At 70.4% G+C, this 17,954-nt stretch carries 15 protein-coding genes and 1 tRNA gene; 9 read left to right on the forward strand and 7 right to left on the reverse strand.

Translation table 11 applies throughout. The features are described from left to right. The first annotated feature begins 3 nt into the window (after positions 1–3). The 9 genes from MEU52_RS19050 to MEU52_RS19090 all read left to right on the forward strand — a co-directional run bounded on the left by MEU52_RS19050 (position 4) and on the right by MEU52_RS19090 (position 9,328). Entirely contained in the window at positions 4–621 is a 618-nt protein-coding gene (locus MEU52_RS19050) for a V-type ATP synthase subunit D (RefSeq protein ID WP_238123548.1), read from the forward strand. Beyond that, the gene (locus MEU52_RS19055) at positions 618–2,411 is read left to right on the forward strand and encodes a V-type ATP synthase subunit I (protein WP_238123549.1); all 1,794 of its coding nucleotides are present in this window, start codon (positions 618–620) and stop codon (positions 2,409–2,411) included. Before MEU52_RS19050 ends, MEU52_RS19055 begins: the two co-directional genes overlap by 4 nt. A gap of 31 nt (positions 2,412–2,442) precedes the next feature. After that, complete coding sequence (locus MEU52_RS19060) at positions 2,443–2,883, forward strand: ATP synthase subunit C (RefSeq protein ID WP_238123550.1); 441 nt, start codon at positions 2,443–2,445, stop codon at positions 2,881–2,883. A 17-nt stretch (positions 2,884–2,900) separates the two neighbouring features. Continuing rightward, on the forward strand, positions 2,901–3,596 hold the full coding sequence (locus MEU52_RS19065) for a hypothetical protein (RefSeq protein ID WP_238123551.1): 696 nt from the start codon (positions 2,901–2,903) through the stop codon (positions 3,594–3,596). Then, positions 3,593–4,285, forward strand: a complete 693-nt coding sequence (locus tag MEU52_RS19070; protein ID WP_238123552.1) for a DUF2764 family protein — start codon at positions 3,593–3,595, stop codon at positions 4,283–4,285. The genes MEU52_RS19065 and MEU52_RS19070 overlap by 4 nt, the downstream gene beginning before the upstream one ends. Beyond that, entirely contained in the window at positions 4,282–6,084 is a 1,803-nt protein-coding gene (locus tag MEU52_RS19075) for a V-type ATP synthase subunit A (RefSeq protein ID WP_238123553.1), read from the forward strand. The genes MEU52_RS19070 and MEU52_RS19075 overlap by 4 nt, the downstream gene beginning before the upstream one ends. Before the next feature lie 130 nt (positions 6,085–6,214). Beyond that, positions 6,215–6,982, forward strand: coding sequence for an SDR family NAD(P)-dependent oxidoreductase (locus MEU52_RS19080; protein ID WP_238123554.1), 768 nt, complete (start codon positions 6,215–6,217; stop codon positions 6,980–6,982). A gap of 118 nt (positions 6,983–7,100) precedes the next feature. Beyond that, positions 7,101–7,176 (forward strand) — tRNA-Lys (locus MEU52_RS19085). A 256-nt stretch (positions 7,177–7,432) separates the two neighbouring features. Next, the gene (locus MEU52_RS19090; RefSeq protein WP_238123555.1) at positions 7,433–9,328 is read left to right on the forward strand and encodes a DEAD/DEAH box helicase; all 1,896 of its coding nucleotides are present in this window, start codon (positions 7,433–7,435) and stop codon (positions 9,326–9,328) included. Between the two features lie 25 nt (positions 9,329–9,353). Here MEU52_RS19090 and MEU52_RS19095 read toward each other — a convergent pair whose 3' ends face one another. The 7 genes from MEU52_RS19095 to kdpA are packed head-to-tail and all read right to left on the reverse strand — an operon-like array spanning position 9,354 to position 17,939. Then, a complete protein-coding gene (locus MEU52_RS19095; RefSeq protein WP_238123556.1) occupies positions 9,354–9,824 on the reverse strand; it encodes a PTS sugar transporter subunit IIA in 471 nt (156 codons plus the stop codon). A 59-nt stretch (positions 9,825–9,883) separates the two neighbouring features. Beyond that, positions 9,884–10,579 carry a response regulator transcription factor gene (locus tag MEU52_RS19100; RefSeq protein WP_238123557.1) on the reverse strand — a complete coding sequence of 232 codons (696 nt, stop codon included), beginning with the start codon at positions 10,577–10,579 and terminating at the stop codon, positions 9,884–9,886. Continuing rightward, a complete protein-coding gene (locus tag MEU52_RS19105) occupies positions 10,576–13,284 on the reverse strand; it encodes a sensor histidine kinase (RefSeq protein WP_238123558.1) in 2,709 nt (902 codons plus the stop codon). The genes MEU52_RS19100 and MEU52_RS19105 overlap by 4 nt, the downstream gene beginning before the upstream one ends. A gap of 24 nt (positions 13,285–13,308) precedes the next feature. Then, entirely contained in the window at positions 13,309–13,911 is a 603-nt protein-coding gene (locus MEU52_RS19110; protein ID WP_238123559.1) for a K(+)-transporting ATPase subunit C, read from the reverse strand. Between the two features lie 29 nt (positions 13,912–13,940). After that, entirely contained in the window at positions 13,941–16,001 is a 2,061-nt protein-coding gene (kdpB, locus tag MEU52_RS19115) for a potassium-transporting ATPase subunit KdpB (RefSeq protein WP_238123560.1), read from the reverse strand. Between the two features lie 42 nt (positions 16,002–16,043). Beyond that, positions 16,044–16,220: a hypothetical protein gene (locus MEU52_RS19120; protein ID WP_238123561.1), complete on the reverse strand. Its 177-nt coding sequence runs from the start codon at positions 16,218–16,220 to the stop codon at positions 16,044–16,046. 15 nt (positions 16,221–16,235) lie between these two features. Next, on the reverse strand, positions 16,236–17,939 hold the full coding sequence (gene kdpA, locus MEU52_RS19125) for a potassium-transporting ATPase subunit KdpA (protein WP_238123562.1): 1,704 nt from the start codon (positions 17,937–17,939) through the stop codon (positions 16,236–16,238). Between the last annotated feature and the right edge of the window lie 15 nt (positions 17,940–17,954).

The raw sequence follows: 17,954 nt of genomic DNA on the forward strand, positions 1-17,954 counted from the left end.
CCCATGGCCGGCGTCACCTTGAGCAAATCCCAGCTCACCCGAGAGAAGGCGAACCTCGCCACCTATAAGCGCTACCTGCCGGCCCTCGACCTCAAGCGCCAGCAGCTGATGGCGGCGCGCAACCAGGCGCGGGCCGAGCTCGCCGCCGTCGAGGCCGCCCTCGCCACCGCCATCGCCGAGGCCGGCGCCGCCTTGCCCATGCTGGCCGATCGCCGCATCGACCTCGACGGCCTGGTGCGGTGCGGCGCGGTCACCTTCGCCACCCGCAACGTGGCGGGGGTGAAGCTGCCGGTGGTGGATCAGGTGGAGATCCGCGTCGCGCCCTACGGCGGCATGACGCGCCCCCATTGGGTGGATGCGGTGGTGACCCGGCTTGAGGCCGCCCTCCGCCTCAAACTGGAAACCGAGGTGGCGGTTGAGCGGGTGGCCCTGCTCGACCGGGCGGTGACGCGCATCACCCAGCGCACCAATCTGTTCGAGAAGATCCTCATTCCCCAGACCGAGCGCAATATCCGCCGCATCCTGGTGTTCATCGGCGACAGCGAGCGGGCGGCGGTGGTGGCCGCCAAGATCGCAAAGGGCAAAGGGGCGCGTCACGCCATGATCGAGACACGCACATGAGCATCGTGCCCATGCGCCGCCTTACCTTGTGCGGCCCCCTCGCCGACAAGGCGGATACCCTCAAGGCGCTGCAGAAGCTCGGGGTGATGCACCTCATCCCGCTCACCGAGGCGGCGCCTCTGGCACCGCGCGACGCCACCCGCATCAACCGCACCCAGGCCGCCTATCGCCACCTCACGGAGGCGCCAGACAAGCGCCTGCCCTACCGGCCCAAGACCCCGTTCGATCTCGACGTGGTGGTGGCGGAAGTGCTGGAGAACCGGTCCCTGCTGCGCACCCTGCGCGACCGGCGCGACGTCCTGCAGGCCCGCATCGAGGCCCTCGCCCCCTGGGGCGACATCCATTTCCCGCCGCTGGAGGCCCTGGCCGGCCAGCGGCTGTGGTTCTACGCCCTGCCCATCGGCCAGCGCGCCGCCCTCGACCTTGTGCGCCTGCCCTGGCACGTGGTGCGCAAGGGCACCACCAATCTCTATGTGGCCGTGATCGCGCCCGAGGAGCCGCCGGATGATCTGTTGCCGGTGCCGCGGGTGCATGTGGGCGCGGTGCCGCGCAGCGTGCTCAAGGTGGAGCTGGACGACAATGCCATCGCCATCGAGAAAGCGGAGAACACCCGCGCCGAGCTGAGCCGCTGGCGCCTGGCGCTGGGCACCCACCTCGCCGCCGCCGCCGACCAGGAGGACCTGCGCGACGCCGCCGAGCACACGTTCGATGCCGATGCGGTGTTCGCAATCCAGGGCTGGGTGCCGGCCCGCGCGGTGCCGGAGGTGGCGGCCCTGGCCGCCGACGGGCGCCTCGCCCTGGTGGACGAGGTGCCGGGACCGAGCGACGCGCCGCCCACCCTGCTGGACATTCCCAAGGGCCTGGAGAGCGGCGGCGACCTCACCAGCTTCTACACCAGCCCCGGCTATCGCAGCTGGGACCCGAGCCTCGTCGTGTTCTCCTCCTTCGCCTTGTTCTTCGCCATGATCGTGGCCGACGCCGGCTATGCGCTGCTGCTGGCGCTCGGCACCCTGGCGTTCTGGCGGCGGCTCGGGGCGCGCCCGGCCGGCCGGCGCGCCCGGGTGCTGCTCATCACCCTTGCCGGAGCCGCCCTTCTCTATGGGGTGCTGGCGGGCTCCTATTTCGGCCTGAAGCCCCCCGCCGGCTCCCTGCCCGCGGCCCTCGCCATCATCCATATCAACGACTTCGACCAGATGATGCAGCTCTCCCTCATCATCGGCGTGGTGCATCTCACGGTGGCGCTGGGGGCGGTGGCGTGGCTCAACCGGGACCGCGGCGCCGGCCTCTCCGCTTTGGGCTGGATCGTCACCCTGTGGTCGGGCCTGGCCGCCTTCCTCGCCCAGGGCAGCGGCGGGGAAAGCCTGGCCTACGGCGCCATCGCGCTCGGCCTCGCCCTGGTGTTCGTCGGCGCCGCCGCCGCGACCCCGGTGGAGGCGCCCCTCGGCTGGCTGAAGCGGCTCGCCGCCGGGGTGCTCGCCCTCACCTCGGTGACCAAGCTGTTCGGCGACGTGCTGAGCTATCTGCGCCTGTTCGCCCTGGGCCTTGCCAGCGCCTCGCTGGCCGCCACCTTCAACGCGCTGGCGGTGGAGATGCGCGGCACCCATCCCGGCCTCGGCGTGGTGCTGATGATCGCCATCCTGGCGTTCGGCCATGTCACCAACATCGCCCTCGGCCTCATGAGCGGCGTGGTGCACGGGCTGCGCCTGAACTTCATCGAATTCTTCGGCTGGGGCCTGACCGAGGAGGGTTATCCCTTCCGCGCCTTCGCCCGCCGGGAGCTTCCCCAATGACCAGCGCCCCACCGTTGAGAGAGGCACGCGCATGAATGATCTCGTCATCGCCCTCGGCTGGCTCGGCATCTTCGCCCCCATGGGGCTCGGGGCGCTGGGCGCGGCCATCGGCGTGTCCATCGCCGGCCAGGCGGCCATCGGCGCCATGGTGGAGACCGACAGCGGCTATGGCCGCTATATCGGCATCTCGGTCATCCCCTCCTCGAACGTCATCTACGGCATCGTGGTGATGTTCTCTCTGCAGCAGCCGGTCACCGCGCACAGCGCCGGCGCCCTGTTCGGCATCGGCTTCATCGCCGCGCTGGTGCTGCTCTACACGGCGGTGTGGCAGGGCCGCGCCTGCGCCAGCGCCATCGCCGCCTCCAAGACCAAGCCGGAGATTTTCGGCCTGGCGCTGGCACCGGCCGCCATCGTCGAGGGCTTCGCCGTGTTCGCCTTCGTGTTTGCCCTGGTGCTGGCGCGCACCATCTGAATCCGAAGGAGCGCGCCATGGTCCACAAATCCGACGCCGCCTTGTCCACCGCCTCGGGGGTGGAAACCCTCATCTCCCGCCTGCGTGACGAGGGGGTGGACGCCGGCCGCCAGGAGGCCGAGCGCCTGGTCGGCGAGGCCCGCGCCCACGCCCGCGAGATCCTGGAGAAAGCCGAGGCCCAGGCCACCGCCGTGCGCGAGACCGCGCGGGCGGAAGCCGAGGCGCTGCGGCGCGCCGGCGAGGATGCTCTGCGCATCGCCGTGCGGGACGCCATGCTGGACCTGAAAGCCCAGCTCGCCCAACGCTTCGCGGCGGATGTGGCCAAGACCGTCTCCCAGGTGATGCGCGACGAGGAACTGCTCAAGGCCATGATCCTGGCGGTGGCGGGCCGCGCCCGGGACGAGGCCGACCTCGACCGTGCCGAAACGCTGGTGGTGAGCCTGCCGCGCCAGGCGGTGGGCCTCGACGAGCTGCGGCGCAATCCCGAGGAGATGGTGGCCGGCTCCCTCACCCATTTCGCCGCCTGCTGCGCCGCCGAGATGCTGCGCGGCGGAGTGAGCTTCGATCGCCAGGAGGGGCCGGGCGGGGGCATCCGCATAAAGCTCGTCGATCGCGGCGTCAGCGTCGACCTCACCGACGCCGCCGTGGCCGAGGTGCTGCTGGCCCACCTCCAGCCCCGCTTCCGCGCCCTTCTGGAAGGGGTGGTGCGATGATCGCCGGCCATGATCCCTATGTGATGGAGATGGCCAGCCTGCCGGCGCTGGGTCCGCTGCTCGGCACCACCACCCCGGCCATCAGCGCCACCCGGCTGGAGGAGCGGCTGCGCAACCTCGCCCCCGAGGACCGGGCCGATCTCGACGCGCTGGATGCCGCTTTGTCCTGGGACCGCATCGACCTCGGCGAGAGCGACGCCGCGTTCGTCGCCGCCGTCACCAAGGTGGTGGCGCGGGCCCGCAACGACACCCTGCGCGCCGCCCTCCGCGACCGGCTGGAAATCCGCACCCTGATCGCCGCCCTGCGCCGCCGCCACAGGGGTGGCGAGGCCCCCGCCCATGGCGAAGCCTGGGGCTATGGCCGCTTCACCGAGACCATCCGCACCCATTGGGCCGCCCCCGATTTCGGCGTCGGCCATTCCTTTGTCTGGGTGAACAAGGCCCGCGAGCGGCTGGAGGCGGGCGACACCGCCGGGCTCGAGCGGGTGATCCTGCAAGCGGCGTGGGATGCCGCCGGCCGCTATGGGGACGGCCATACCTTCGATTTCGAGGCGGTGGCGCTCTATGTGCTGCGCTGGCGCCTCGCCGACCGCTGGGCCCGCTATGACGTGGCCGCCGCCACCACCCGCTTCGCCGCGCTGCTCGACGCCGCGCGCGACGCCGGCCAGCCCTCCGGGATTGCCCCATGACCGTGGACGCCACCGCCACCATCGTCGCCGTGCAGGAAGACATCGTCCGCCTGCGCCTCACCGATCCGGCCCGCGGCCGGCTGATGAAGAATGAGGTGGTCTATATCCGCCCCGCCCGCGCTCCCGCGCAGCGCCTCAAGGCCGAGGTGCTGCGGGTGCTGGGGGATGAGGCGGACGCCCAGGTCTATGAGAGCACCGGCGGCATCGGCCTTGGCGATGGCGTCGAGCAGACCGGCCAATTGCTGTCGGTGCGGCTCGGCCCGGGCCTCCTCGGGCAGGTCTATGACGGCCTGCAGAATCCGCTGGAGGCGCTGGCCCACGGCCATGGCGTGTTCCTGCCCAAGGGCGTCGCCGCGCCGGGGCTCGACCCCCATGCCAAATGGGCCTTCTCCGCCACCCGCCGGGTGGGCGACAGGGTGAAGGCCGGCGACGTGCTGGGCACGGTGCCGGAAGGGGCCATCACCCACAAGATCATGGTGCCGTTCGCCCTCGACGAGGATTGGACGGTGAGCTGGATCCGCGACGGCTCGGTGAACGTGGACGAGCCGGTGGCGCGCATCACCGCCCCCTCCGGCGCCGAGCGCACCCTGACGCTGGCCCAGGACTGGCCGGTGCGGCGCGCCCTGCCGCGGCTGCAATTGCGCAACGGCAGCGCGACCCGGCTCTATCCTTCCGAGCCCATGATCACCACCCAGCGCATCATCGACACCTTCTTCCCGGTGGCGCAGGGGGGCGCGGCCTGCATTCCCGGGCCGTTCGGCGCCGGCAAGACGGTGCTGCTCAACCTCATCGCCCGCCATTCGGACGTGGACGTGGTGATCCTCGTGGCCTGCGGCGAACGGGCCGGCGAGGTGGTGGAGACCATCACCGATTTCCCCCGCCTCAAGGACCCGCGCACCGGCGGTTCGCTGATGGATCGCACGGTGATCGTCTGCAACACCTCGTCCATGCCGGTGGCCTCGCGGGAGGCCTCCATCTACACCGGCATCACCATCGGCGAATACTATCGCCAGATGGGGCTGAAGACGCTGATGATCGCCGATTCCACCTCGCGCTGGGCCCAGGCCATGCGCGAGACCTCCGGCCGGCTGGAGGAGATCCCCGGCGAGGAGGCGTTTCCCGCCTATCTCGACAGCGCCATCAAGGGCGTCTACGAGCGCGCCGGCGTCATCCGCGCCAATGACGGAGCCGAAGGGGCCTTCACCATCATCGGCGCGGTCTCCCCCGCCGGTGGCAATTTCGAGGAGCCGGTCACCCAGTCCACCCTGGCGGCGGTGAAGTGCTTCCTCGGCCTCTCCTATGACCGCGCCTACAAACGCTTCTACCCGGCCATCGACCCCCTCACCTCCTGGTCACGCTACCGGCGGCAGATGGAGCCGTGGTTCGTCGACCATCTGGGCGCCGACTGGACCCACCAGGTGGACGAGATGATCGCTTTGCTGCAGCGGGGTGACGAGATCCAGCGCATGGAGCAGGTGGCCGGCGAGGAGGGCATCAGCCTGGAGGATGCCCTGGCACTGGAGCAGGCGCGCTTCCTCGACATGGTGTTCCTGCAGCAGGACGCCTTCGATCCGGTGGACAGCTCGGTGGCCCCGGCCCGGCAGAAGGACCTGTTCGGCCGCGTCTACGCCATCGCCACCAGCCGCTACGAATTCGCCGACAAGGAGGCGCTGCGGCGCCATTTCACCAGGCTCACCGGCCTGTTCAAGAACCTCAATTATGCCGCCCCCTCGTCGCCGGATTTCACCCGCCTCAGCGCCGAGATCGACGCCCTGCACGAGTCCGTGCCGGTGACCTGAGCCCGCGCGGCCCGGCGCGGGGCCATCTGGCCCCTTGCCGGCGCCGCTCCGCTCCCATAAAAAAGCGAGCGCTCGCTCAAATTAGAAGAAGCGAGGCGAGACAGGGCAACGGGAAACACGGGAGGCATCCATGGGCTTTCAGGTCACGCTCGACGGCCAGGCGGTACTGGTCACCGGCGCCTCGCAGGGGCTCGGCGCCTTCTTCGCCGAGCGGCTGGCCGCCGCCGGCGCCAAGGTGGCGCTGGGCGCCCGCAACGTGGCCGCCTGCGCGGCTTTGGCCGAGCGCATCACCGCGGCCGGCGGCACCGCTCTGCCCCTCGCCCTCGACGTCACCGATACCGCCTCCGCGGAGGCGGCGGTGACCGCCGCGGCCGACGCCTTCGGCCGGCTCGACGTGCTGGTGAACAATGCCGGCACCACCGCCACCAAGCCGCTCATGGACATGGACGAGGCCAGCTGGGACCGGGTGGTGGACACCAATCTCAAGGGCGCCTTCCTCACCGCCCAGGCGGCGGCCCGCCAGATGGTGAAGGACAGGCAGGGCGGCGCCATCATCAATGTGGCGTCCATCCTCGGCCACCGGGTGGCGGGGCAGGTGGCGGCCTATGCCGCCTCCAAGGCGGCGCTGGTGCAGCTCACCCGCTCCATGGCCCTCGAATGGGCCCGCTACGGCATCCGCGCCAATGCGCTGTGCCCCGGCTATGTGGAAACCGACCTCAACCGGGACTTCTTCGCCACCGAGGCGGGCGTGGCGCTGGTGAAGCGCATTCCCAACCGCCGCCTCGGCACCCTCGACGATCTCACCGGCCCGCTGCTGTTCCTGTGCTCGGACGCCTCCGCCTACATGAACGGCGCGAGCCTGGCGGTGGACGGCGGGCACCTCGTCTCCTCGCTCTGAGGGCGGCACCGGCCTTGTCCACAGCGCGCGCACGGTGGCGCGAAAAATTCAAACCGCAGGCTTGTCAGTCCCCGGCCAGTTTGCTACACGAACGCCTCCTTCGGGGGCAACCTCGAGTGGGCGCATAGCTCAGTTGGTAGAGCAGCTGACTCTTAATCAGCGGGTCCAAGGTTCGAGCCCTTGTGCGCCCACCACCTGAAGACCTGATGGCACGGAAGCCCGACGTCGGACGCGCGTCGGACCAGCCGTGGAGGGCGCCGCCCCATCCGGTCGAGACCTGGCCTTGCAGCCCGATGTCGACAGCCCTGCGGGAATGGCACACCGCCCCGGCGGTCAGCGCATGGGAGACGGTGGCATCTCGGCGACCATCCTATTAGGAAGACGTTCCAGACACCTTCCGACGGCTCCCCTTCGACGCCTGACGAGATTGCGAGATAGGCGGAACCAGCCGTGCCCTTCCTGACGTCCAACCCGGCCCTTGCCCGCTCCCTGGCCGAGCGCGAGTACAACGATCCCACCCCGGTGCAGCAGGCAGTGCTGGCGCCCGAGGCAGCCACCCGCGACCTTCTGGTCTCGGCCCAGACCGGCTCCGGCAAGACCGTCGCCTATGGCCTCGCCATGGCCGAGACCCTGCTGGGCACCGCCGAGCGCTTCGGCCCGGCCGGCGCGCCGCAGGCCCTGGTGGTGGCGCCCACCCGCGAGCTGGCCCTGCAGGTGCAGCGCGAGTTCAGCTGGCTCTATGCCGGCACCGGCGCGCGCATCGTCTCCTGCGTCGGCGGCATGGACCCGCGCCAGGAACAGCGCCAGCTCAACCACGGCGCCCATATGGTGGTCGGCACCCCCGGGCGGCTGCGCGACCATCTGGAGCGCGGCCGGCTCGATCTGTCGGCGCTGCAGGTGGCGGTGCTGGACGAAGCCGACGAGATGCTCGACCTGGGCTTCCGCGAGGATCTCGAATTCATTCTTGAAGCGACGCCGCCGGAGCGGCGCAGCCTGCTGTTCTCGGCCACCATGCCGCGCGGCATCATCGCCCTCGCCCGGCGCTACCAGCACGACGCCCTGCGCATCGAGGTGGCGAGCGCGGAAGGCGGCCACGCCGACATCGAGTATCGCGCCATGCGGGTCGCCCCCACCGAGGTCGGCCATGCGGTAGTCAACGTGCTGCGCGCCCACGACACCCCCAGCGCCATCGTGTTCTGCAACACCCGCGACGCGGTGCGGCGGCTGCACGCCATGCTGCAGGAACGCCAGTTCGCCGCCGTCGCCCTCTCCGGTGAACTGAGCCAGAACGAGCGCAATCATGCCCTGCAGGCGCTGCGCGATGGCCGGGCGCGGGTCTGTGTCGCCACCGACGTCGCGGCCCGCGGCATCGACCTGCCGAACCTCGGCCTTGTCATCCACGCCGACCTGCCGAACGATGCCGAAAGCCTGCAGCACCGCAGCGGCCGCACCGGCCGGGCCGGCCGCAAGGGCGTCAGCGTTCTGCTGGTGCCGCCGTTCCGCCGCCGCCGCACCGAGGACCTGCTGCGGGGCCTCGGCATCCAGCCGGCCTGGTCCGGCCCGCCCACCGCCGAGGATATCCGCAAGCTCGACCACGAGCGCATGCTGCGCGATCCCCTCATCACCGAGGAGCCGAGCGAGGACGATCTCGCCGCCGCCCAGACCCTGCTGGCGGCCCATGCGCCCGAGCATCTGGCCGCCGCCCTGGTGCGCCTTTACCGGGCCGGCCTGCCGGCCCCGGAAGAGGTCAGCGATCCGGGCCTGTCGCGCAGCCCCCGCGACCGCGCCGCCGACCGGGATTTCGGTGGCGCCTCGGGCGCCGGCAGCGTCTGGTTCCGGCTCAATGTGGGCCGTCGCAACAATGCCGATCCCAAATGGCTGCTGCCGCTGATCTGCCGGCACGGAAACGTCACCCGCAAGGAGATCGGCACCATCCGCATCTTCGATGACGAGACCGCGTTCGAGGTCAGCCTCGCCGCCGCCGATCGCTTCGGCAAGGCGGCCCGCAAGCCGGAGGGCGAGGATGTGATCATCGAGCCCCTGCCCGGCGCGCCACCGGCCCGGCCGGAGCGCTCCGGCAAGCCCATGCGCGGCCGGCCGCAGCGGGATCACCGGTCGCACGAGACGCCGTATCGGGAGAAGCCCCACCGCGGCAAGCCGTTCCGCGATGGGGCGGGGCATGCCGGCGTCGGCGAGGACCGGGGCGGCGCCCCGGGAAAGTCGCGCGCCGCCAAACCGTCTGCCGGCAAATCATCTGCTGGCGGCAAGCTCGACCGGCCACCGAAGGGCCGGCACTCCTCCCCCTCCGAGGGCAAGCCCAAGGGCAAAGGCAAACGCTACTCGTGATCGGCGCCCATCCTGAGGGCGGCGCTCAGGCCCGGCCGGGCGCCGCCGCTGGCTCGGTGACGGCGGCGGCGTAGAGCTGCGCCGCGTCGCCCGCCAGCCGCATGGCCTCCCGCACCTGCGACGCCCGCAGCTGCCGGGCGATGCAGGCCAGGACGTTGAGATGGGCCCCGGCGCCCTCCTCCGGCAGCAGCAGCACGAACACCATGTCCACCGGCACGTCGTCAATGGCCTCGAACGGGACCGGGCTGGCCAGCCGCGCAAGCAGCCCCACCGGCTGGCGCAGGCCGGGGACCCGCGCGTGGGGAATGGCGACACCCTCGCCGATGCCGGTGGAGCCGAGCCGCTCGCGGGCCGCCAACAGCTCCAGAATCTCGTCCCCCGGCCGGCCCAGCCGGCGGCCGGCGAGATCCGCCAGGCGCGCCAGCACCGCCGCCTTGGAGGCCGGCGCCAAATCGACGAAGACGTTCTCCGGCGAAAGAAAATCAGCAATCTGCATGGGTCTCGTTCGCTTCATGGGGCGCGCGCCGGCCGATGCCGTGGCGCCACCGCCCGCCCTCACCCGTCGGCCTCGCGCAGGCGGTAGCCCACGCCGGTCTCGGTCATGATGTAGTGTGGCTGGTCCGGCGAGGTTTCGATCTTCTGCCGGAGCTGGCGGACATAGACGCGCAGATACTGCACATCGGCCGCCTCCCCCCACACCTGCCCCAGCAGGTGCTGGTGGGTGATCACCTTACCGGCGTGCTGCACCAGGATGCGCAGGATATCGTATTCCTTCGGCGACAGCTTCACCTCGCGGCCGTCCACCCTGACGATACGCTTCACCAGATCCACCGACAGTCCGCCGCTCTGGAACACCGGCCGCTCGCCCTGCTGCTGGAAGCGATGGCGCAGGGCGACCCGGATGCGCGCCACCAGCTCCTTCATGCCGAACGGCTTGCACACATAATCGTCGGCGCCGCGCTCCAACGCCTGGACGATGCCGGTCTCGTCGGTGCGGCTCGAGAGGATGATGATGGGCACATCCACACGCGCCGCGCGCCAGGCTTCGAGCAGATCGTGGCCGGAGCGGTCCGGCAGGCCGAGATCCAGCAGGATCAGGTCGGGATGGGCGGCCTCCACCTGCGCCATGGCATCGCGGGCGTTGATGGCCTCGGCGATGGCGAAGCCCTCGGCGCCCAAGCCCACCCGCAGCAGCTTGCGAATGGGCGGCTCGTCATCCACCACCAGGATCCTGACCGTCGACGCCGTCATGCCTGCGCATCCAGATGGGGCAGCTCCGTCGCCAGCGGCAGGCGGAGGGTGAAGAGGGCGCCGCTGCGCTCGCGCCGGTTGGCCACCGTGATGGTGCCGCCCATGGCCTCGACGAAGCCGCGGCAGATGGACAGCCCGAGCCCGGTGCCGGCGCGCACGTGGTCGGTCTTGCGTACACGGTAGAAGGAATCGAACACCCGTTCCAGATCCGCCTCGGGAATGCCCGGCCCCTCGTCCATCACCCGGATGGCGAGCTCCGCCCCCTCCCGGCGGCCGGTGATCCGCACCAGGGAGCCCGCCGGCGCATATTTGGCGGCATTGTCCAGAAGGTTGAAGACCACCTGCTCAAACAGCACCGCGTCGGCCTTCACCATGGGCAGGTCGGAGGCGATGTCCACCTCCACCCGGTGGCCGGCCAGGATCTTCTCGGCCCGGCGCAGGGCCGCGCCGACCATATCGCCGGCGAACTGGAAGGAGGCGTTGGGCTGCATGGCGCCGGTCTCCAGCCGGGTCATGTCCAGCAGGTTGGCGATGAACCGGTTGAGCCGCTCGGCCTCGTCGATGACGGTGGCCAGCAGATCGGCCCGGTCCGGCTCCGACATGGAGGCGGCATAGTCGCGCAGCGTGCCCGCCGCTCCCAGGATGGCGGCCAGCGGCGTCTTCAGGTCATGGGAAAGGGAGGTGAGCAGCGCCGAGCGCAGCCGGTCCGTTTCCGCCGCGCGCTTGGCCTGGTCGATGTCGGCGACCAGCTGAATGCGCTCGATGGCAAGGGCGGCCTGATCGGCCAGGGCATCGAACAGCCGCTGCTGCTCGGGCGTGAGCAGCGGCCCCTGCCGATCATTGTCGAGGCCGATGACGCCGAGGATGGTGCGGCTCGATTTGAGCGGCAGGTAGAGCCGGCGCGCGCCCGGCAGGGTATCGGCGCCGCGCCCGGCGGCATGGTCGTGGGCCCAGGCCCAGCGGGCGGCGGCCAGATCCGCCTCCACCAGGCTGTCGTCAGGCGGATAGCCGGCCTTCACCGCCAGGCCTTCCGCCTCTGGCATCAGGATCACCACCCGCACCTTGAGCATCAGGGCGAGCTGGTGGGCGCTCGCCCACAGCACGTCGTCGAGGGTGCCCGCCCCCGCCAGCTTCCTGGAGAAGAGATAGAGATCCTCGGTGACGCGGGCTCGCTGGCGCGCGGTTTCCGCCTGGCGCTGCACCCGCGCCATGAGATTGCTGGCGATCACCGCCACCACCAGGAAGAACGCCAGCGCGAGCACGCTCTCGGGGTCCTGAATGGTCAGGGTGTAGCGCGGCTCCAGGAAAAAATAGTTGAAGGCCAGCGCGCTGGCGAGGCAGGCATAGAGCGCCGGCCACAGGCCCGCCGTCACCGCCGTGCCCAGCACCCCCATGAGGAACACCAGGGCCAGGTTGCGCACATCGAGCACCCGGTCGAGCACCACGCTGGCGGCGAGGGCGCCCGCCACATAGAGGGTGCCGACGACATAGGGGCCGATGCGGAACGGCGGGCGCGCCGCGGCCGCCTTCACGCTCCAGCCCGGCGCGGCGGCCTCGCGCTCGGCGCCGGAGATCACATGCACGGCGATGTCGCCGGCACGGCGGATCAGGTCATGGGAGACCGAACCGGTCAGCAGCTCGCGCCAGCGCGGCTGGCCGGGGCTGCCCACCACCACATGGGTGAAATTGTTGGCGGCGGCATAGCGCAGGATGTCGCCCGCCACGTCCTGTCCGGGAAGGGTCACCGCCTCCGCCCCGAGCTGCTCGGCCAGGCGCAGGTGCGCGGCGATGCGATCCTTGTCCGCCTCGGCGAGCGCCGCATCGCGGGAGGTCTCCACGTGCAGCGCCGCCCAGGGCGCGCGCAGGCGGTCCGCCTGCCGGCGGGCATAGCGCACCAGCGCGCGGCCCCGCGCCTCCTCATTGACGCACACCAGCACCCGCTCGCCCGCCGCCCACGGGCCGGATATGGCATGCGCCTGCATGTGGCTGACCAATTGCTCGTCCACCCGCTGGGCGGTGCGCCGCAGGGCCAGCTCCCGCAGGGCGGTGAGGTTGCCGGGGGAGAAATAGTTCGCGATGGCGCGCCGGGCGGTGGTGGGCAGATAGACCTTGCCCGCGTTGAGACGCTTGATGAGATCATCGGGGGTGAGGTCGATCACCTCGATGTCGTCGGCCCGGTCGAGGATGGAATCGGGCACCGTCTCGCGCACGCGGATGCGGGTGATCTGCGCCACCACGTCGTTGAGGCTCTCCACATGCTGGATGTTGAGGGTGGTGTAGACATCGATGCCACGGGCCAGCAGCTCTTCCACATCCAGATAGCGCTTGGGATGGCGGCTGCCGTCCACATTGGTGTGGGCGAGCTCGTCCACCAGCACCAGCGCCGGCCGGCGGGCGAGGATGGCATCGAGGTCCATCTCCGCGAGCAGGCGCCCTTTGTAGGTGACAGGGCGGAGCGGAATGATCTCGAAGCCCTCCACCAGGGCCTCGGTCTCGGCGCGGCCGTGGGTCTCCACCACGCCGATCACCACATCCGCCCCATCGCCCCGCCGGGCACGGCCCGACAGCAGCATTTCATAGGTCTTGCCAACGCCGGGGGCGGCGCCGAGGAAGATCTTCAGGCGGCCGCGGCTCTCCCGCGCGGCGCTCTCCAACAGCGCGTCGGGCGAGGGACGCGCCGGTGCGTCGCGCATGTCGTCAGCCATGGTCCCTCCCCCGCTCGCCGCCCATCACCGCCCGAGCTGGTCCAAGGCCAGGTTGAGCGCCAGCACGTTCACCGTCGGCTCGCCGATGACGCCGAGCAGCCGATCCTTCACATGCGCCACCACCAGCGCCCGCACCGCGTCTTCACCGAGGCCCCGCGCCCGGGCCACCCGCGGCACCTGGAACAGGGCGGCCGCCGGCGACAGGTCGGGATCGAGCCCGCTGCCGGAGGTGGTCACCAGGTCCACCGGCACCGGCGCCGCCGGGTTCTCCGCCCGCAGCCGCGCCGCCTCGGCCGTGATGCGGTCGATCAGCACCGCATTGCTGGGGCCGAGGTTGGAGCCCATGGAACTCGCCGCATTATAGGGCTGCGGCACGCTTTTGGCTGGATCGTTCGGATCGGCGCCAAGGGTGGCCGAGGGGCGCGGATGGAAGTAGCGCGCCGCGGTGAAATCCTGGCCGATCAAAGCGGAGCCGATCACCCGCCCCTCCCGTTCGATCAGGCTGCCGTTGGCCTGGGCGGGAAACACCGCCTGGGCAAGGCCGGTCATGGCCAGGGGATAGGCGAGGCCGGTGATGAGGGTCAACGCCACCAGCATCACCAGGGCGGGACGCAGCTGCTTGAGCATGCTTGTCTCCTTTCAGGAAGAAGCCGCCGTCAGGCGAGGCCGAGGGCGGTGACGGCCAGATCGATGGCCTTGATGCCGGCGAACGGGACGATGATGCCGCCGAGGCCGTAGACCACCAGATTGCGGGTGAGCAGCGCGCCGGCGCCGACCGCCCGGTAGCGCACCCCCTTCAGGGCCAGCGGGATCAGCGCCACGATGATCAAGGCGTTGAAGATGATGGCGGAGAGAATGGCGCTCTGCGGTGTCGCCAGCCCCATGATGTTGAGGGCCCCCAGCTGCGGGTAGAAGGCCACGAACAGGGCGGGGATGATGGCGAAATACTTGGCCACGTCATTGGCGATGGAAAAGGTGGTGAGGGCGCCACGGGTCATCAGCAGCTGCTTGCCGATCTCGACGATCTCGATGAGCTTGGTGGGGTCGCTGTCCAGGTCCACCATGTTGCCGGCCTCGCGCGCCGCCACCGTGCCGGTGTTCATGGCGACACCCACATCGGCCTGCGCCAAAGCGGGCGCGTCGTTGGTGCCGTCGCCGCACATGGCGACGAGCTTGCCCTTGGCCTGCTCCTCGCGGATCAGGGCCAGCTTGTTCTCGGGGGTCGCCTGGGCGAGGAAGTCGTCCACGCCCGCCTCGGCGGCGATGGCGGCGGCGGTCATGGGGTTGTCGCCGGTGATCATCACCGTGCGGATGCCCATGCGACGCAGCTCGGCGAAACGCTCCTTGATGCCGCCCTTGACGATGTCCTTGAGGTGCACGACGCCCAGCAGACGCGGACCGCGCAGCACCGCCAGGGGAGTGCCGCCGGACCGCGCCACATCCTCGGCGATGGCCTCGATCTCCCGCCGTGCCTCGGCGTCGATGCCGGCCGCCGGCTGGGCCTCCAAATGCTTCAGCACCGCATCCACCGCGCCCTTGCGGATGCCTTCTCCATCCATGTCCACCCCGCTCATGCGGGTCTGCGCGGTGAACGGCACGAAGGTGGCGCGCAGGCTGGCCATGTCGCGGGCGCGAATGGCGTATTTCTCCTTCGCCAGCACCACGATGGAACGCCCCTCGGGGGTTTCGTCGGCCAGCGACGCGAGCTGGGCGGCATCCGCCAAGTCGCGATCGGTGACGCCCCGCACCGGCAGGAAGGCGGTGGCCTGGCGGTTGCCGAGGGTGATGGTGCCGGTCTTGTCCAGCAGCAGGGTGTCCACGTCCCCTGCCGCCTCCACCGCGCGGCCGGACATGGCCAGCACGTTGAAGCGCACCAGCCGATCCATGCCGGCGATGCCGATGGCCGACAGCAGGGCGCCGATGGTGGTGGGAATGAGGGTGACGAACAGCGCCACCAGCACGATCACCGGAATGGTGCCGCCGGCGTAGGCGGCAAAGCTCGGGATGGTGACCGTGGCCAGCACGAAGATCAGCGTCATGCCCGCCAGCAGGATGTTGAGGGCGATCTCGTTGGGGGTCTTCTGCCGCGCGGCGCCTTCCACCAAAGCGATCATGCGATCGATGAAGGTGGCGCCGGCGGCCGCGGTGATGCGCACGCGGATCCAGTCGGACAGCACCTGGGTGCCGCCGGTGACCGCCGAGCGGTCGCCGCCGCTCTCGCGGATCACCGGCGCGCTCTCGCCGGTGATGGCCGCTTCGTTCACCGAGGCCACGCCCTCGATCACCTCGCCATCGGAGGGGATGATGTCGCCGGCTTCCACCAGCACCACGTCGCCCAGCTTGAGGCTGGTGCCGGGCACCAGGGTGAAGGTGCCGCGGTCCGCGCCGGAGAGCAGCTTGGCCTGGGTCTCGGTGCGGGTGCGGCGCAGGGCGTCGGCCTGCGCCTTGCCGCGCCCCTCCGCCACCGCCTCCGCGAAATTGGCGAACAGCACGGTGAACCACAGCCACAGCACGATCTGAAAGGAAAAGCCCAGGCCGGCGCCGCCGCTCAGCGCATCGCGCACCAGCAGCACGGTGGTGAGCGCCGACACCAGCGCCACCACGAACATGACCGGGTTTTTGGCCAGGGTGCGCAGATCAAGCTTGCGGACCGCATCACCGAGGGCCGGCAGAAGAATGCGGGCATCGAGAATGCGCGCGGACGGCGACTTGCTCATGATGAGCCTCCAGATGAGCCTCAAAGGCGGGGCGGCGCGTGATCAGCCGACCGCCGACACAAGGGTGAGCACGGCGGCAAAGCCCAGCCCGATCAGGGCCATGGCCAGCATGCCGAGCAGCAGGGTCGAGATCCTGGGCGGGGTGGGATCATCCCCGGCCCGCCCCGCCCGGGCGGGCCGGCGGCGCGGGGTGGGGGTGGAAGACGGCGGGCGCGCCATGGGGATGGCGCCGGCTCAGAAGGTGGTGCCATCGAGCAGCGCCAGATGCTCGACGATGGGCCCGAGGGCGATGGCCGGGAAGAAAGTGAGGCCGCCGACGATCACGATCACCCCCACCAGCAGGCCCACGAAAAGGCCGCCATGGGTGGGAAAGGTGCCGGCGGAGGCGGGCGCCGCCTTCTTTTCCACCAGCGCCCCGGCCAGCGCCAGGGCCGGGATGATGACCAGGAACCGCCCCATCAGCATGGCAAGAGCCAGGGTCACATTGTACCAGGGCGTGTTGCCGGAAAGGCCGCCGAAGGCCGAGCCGTTGTTGGCGGCGCCGGAGGTGTAGGCATAGAGCATCTCGGAGAAGCCGTGCGGGCCAGGATTGGCGATGGAGGCCACCGCGCCGGGCAGCACGCTCGCCGCCGCGGTGAAGCCGAGCATGGCGAGCGGCAGGCACAGCACCGCCAGCATGGCCATCTTGACCTCCCGGGCCTCGATCTTCTTGCCGAGATATTCCGGCGTGCGCCCCACCATGAGGCCGGCCACGAACACCGCCACCACCACGAACAGGATCATGCCGTAAAAGCCGGCGCCGACGCCGCCGATGATGATCTCGCCCAGCATCATGTTGATGAGCGGGACCATGCCGCCGAGCGCCATGAAGCTGTCGTGCATGGCATTCACCGCGCCGCAGGAAGCGGCGGTGGTGACGGTGGCGAACAGCGCCGACACGGCGATGCCGAAGCGCGCCTCCTTGCCCTCCATGTTGCCGCCCTCGATGCCCAGCGCATGCACCAGCGGATTGCCGGCGGCCTCGGCGCCGTAGCACACCGCCACCCCGGCGAGGAACAAGAGGCCCATGGCGATGAACAGCGCCCAGCCCTGGCGCTCATCGCCCACCATGCGGCCGAATACATTGGTCAGCCCGGCGCCCAGGGCGAAGATGGAGACCATTTGGATCAGGTTGGCGAGGGCACCGGGATTCTCGAAGGGGTGGGCGGAATTCACGTTGAAGAAGCCGCCGCCATTGGTGCCCAGCATCTTGATGGCGAGCTGGGAGGCGACCGGGCCCACCGCGATGGTCTGCCGCGCGCCCTCCAGGGTCTGCGCCTCCACAGAGGGACCGAGGGTCTGCGGCACGCCGAGCGCCACATAGGCCAGGGTGAGCACGATGCAGGCCGGCAGCAGCACATAGAGCGTGGACCGGGTGAGATCGACCCAGAAGCTGCCGAGGGTCCGCATGGACTTGCGGGAGAAGGCGCGGATCACCGCCACGGCCACGGCGATGCCGGTGGCGGCGGAGACGAAATTCTGCACCGCCAGGCCCGACATCTGCGTGAGATAGGACAAGGTGGTCTCGCCGCCGTAATTCTGCCAGTTGGTGTTGGTGACGAAGCTCACGGCGGTGTTGAAGGCAAGGTCGGGCGGCACGTCGGCCATGGCCATCGGGTTGAACGGCGCCATGCCCTGCAGCCGCTGCAGCGCGAACAGCGCCACCACGCCGGCCAAGTTGAACACCAGCAGGCCCACCGCATAGGCGGTCCAATGCTGCTCCTCCCCCGGCGCGGTCCCCGCCAGCCGGTAGAGCCCCCGCTCCAGCGGCCCGAGCACCGGCGCGAGCACCGTGCGCTCGCCGCTGAACACCCGCGTCATGTACCCGCCAAGCGGCCGCACGAGCGCGACGATGATTGCGCAGAAAAGGAGGATCTGAAGCCATCCGTTCACAGTCATCGAACAGGCCTTCGC

Source organism: Xanthobacter sp. NM-25, assembly GCF_022138605.1.
Lineage (GTDB): Bacteria > Pseudomonadota > Alphaproteobacteria > Rhizobiales > Xanthobacteraceae > Xanthobacter.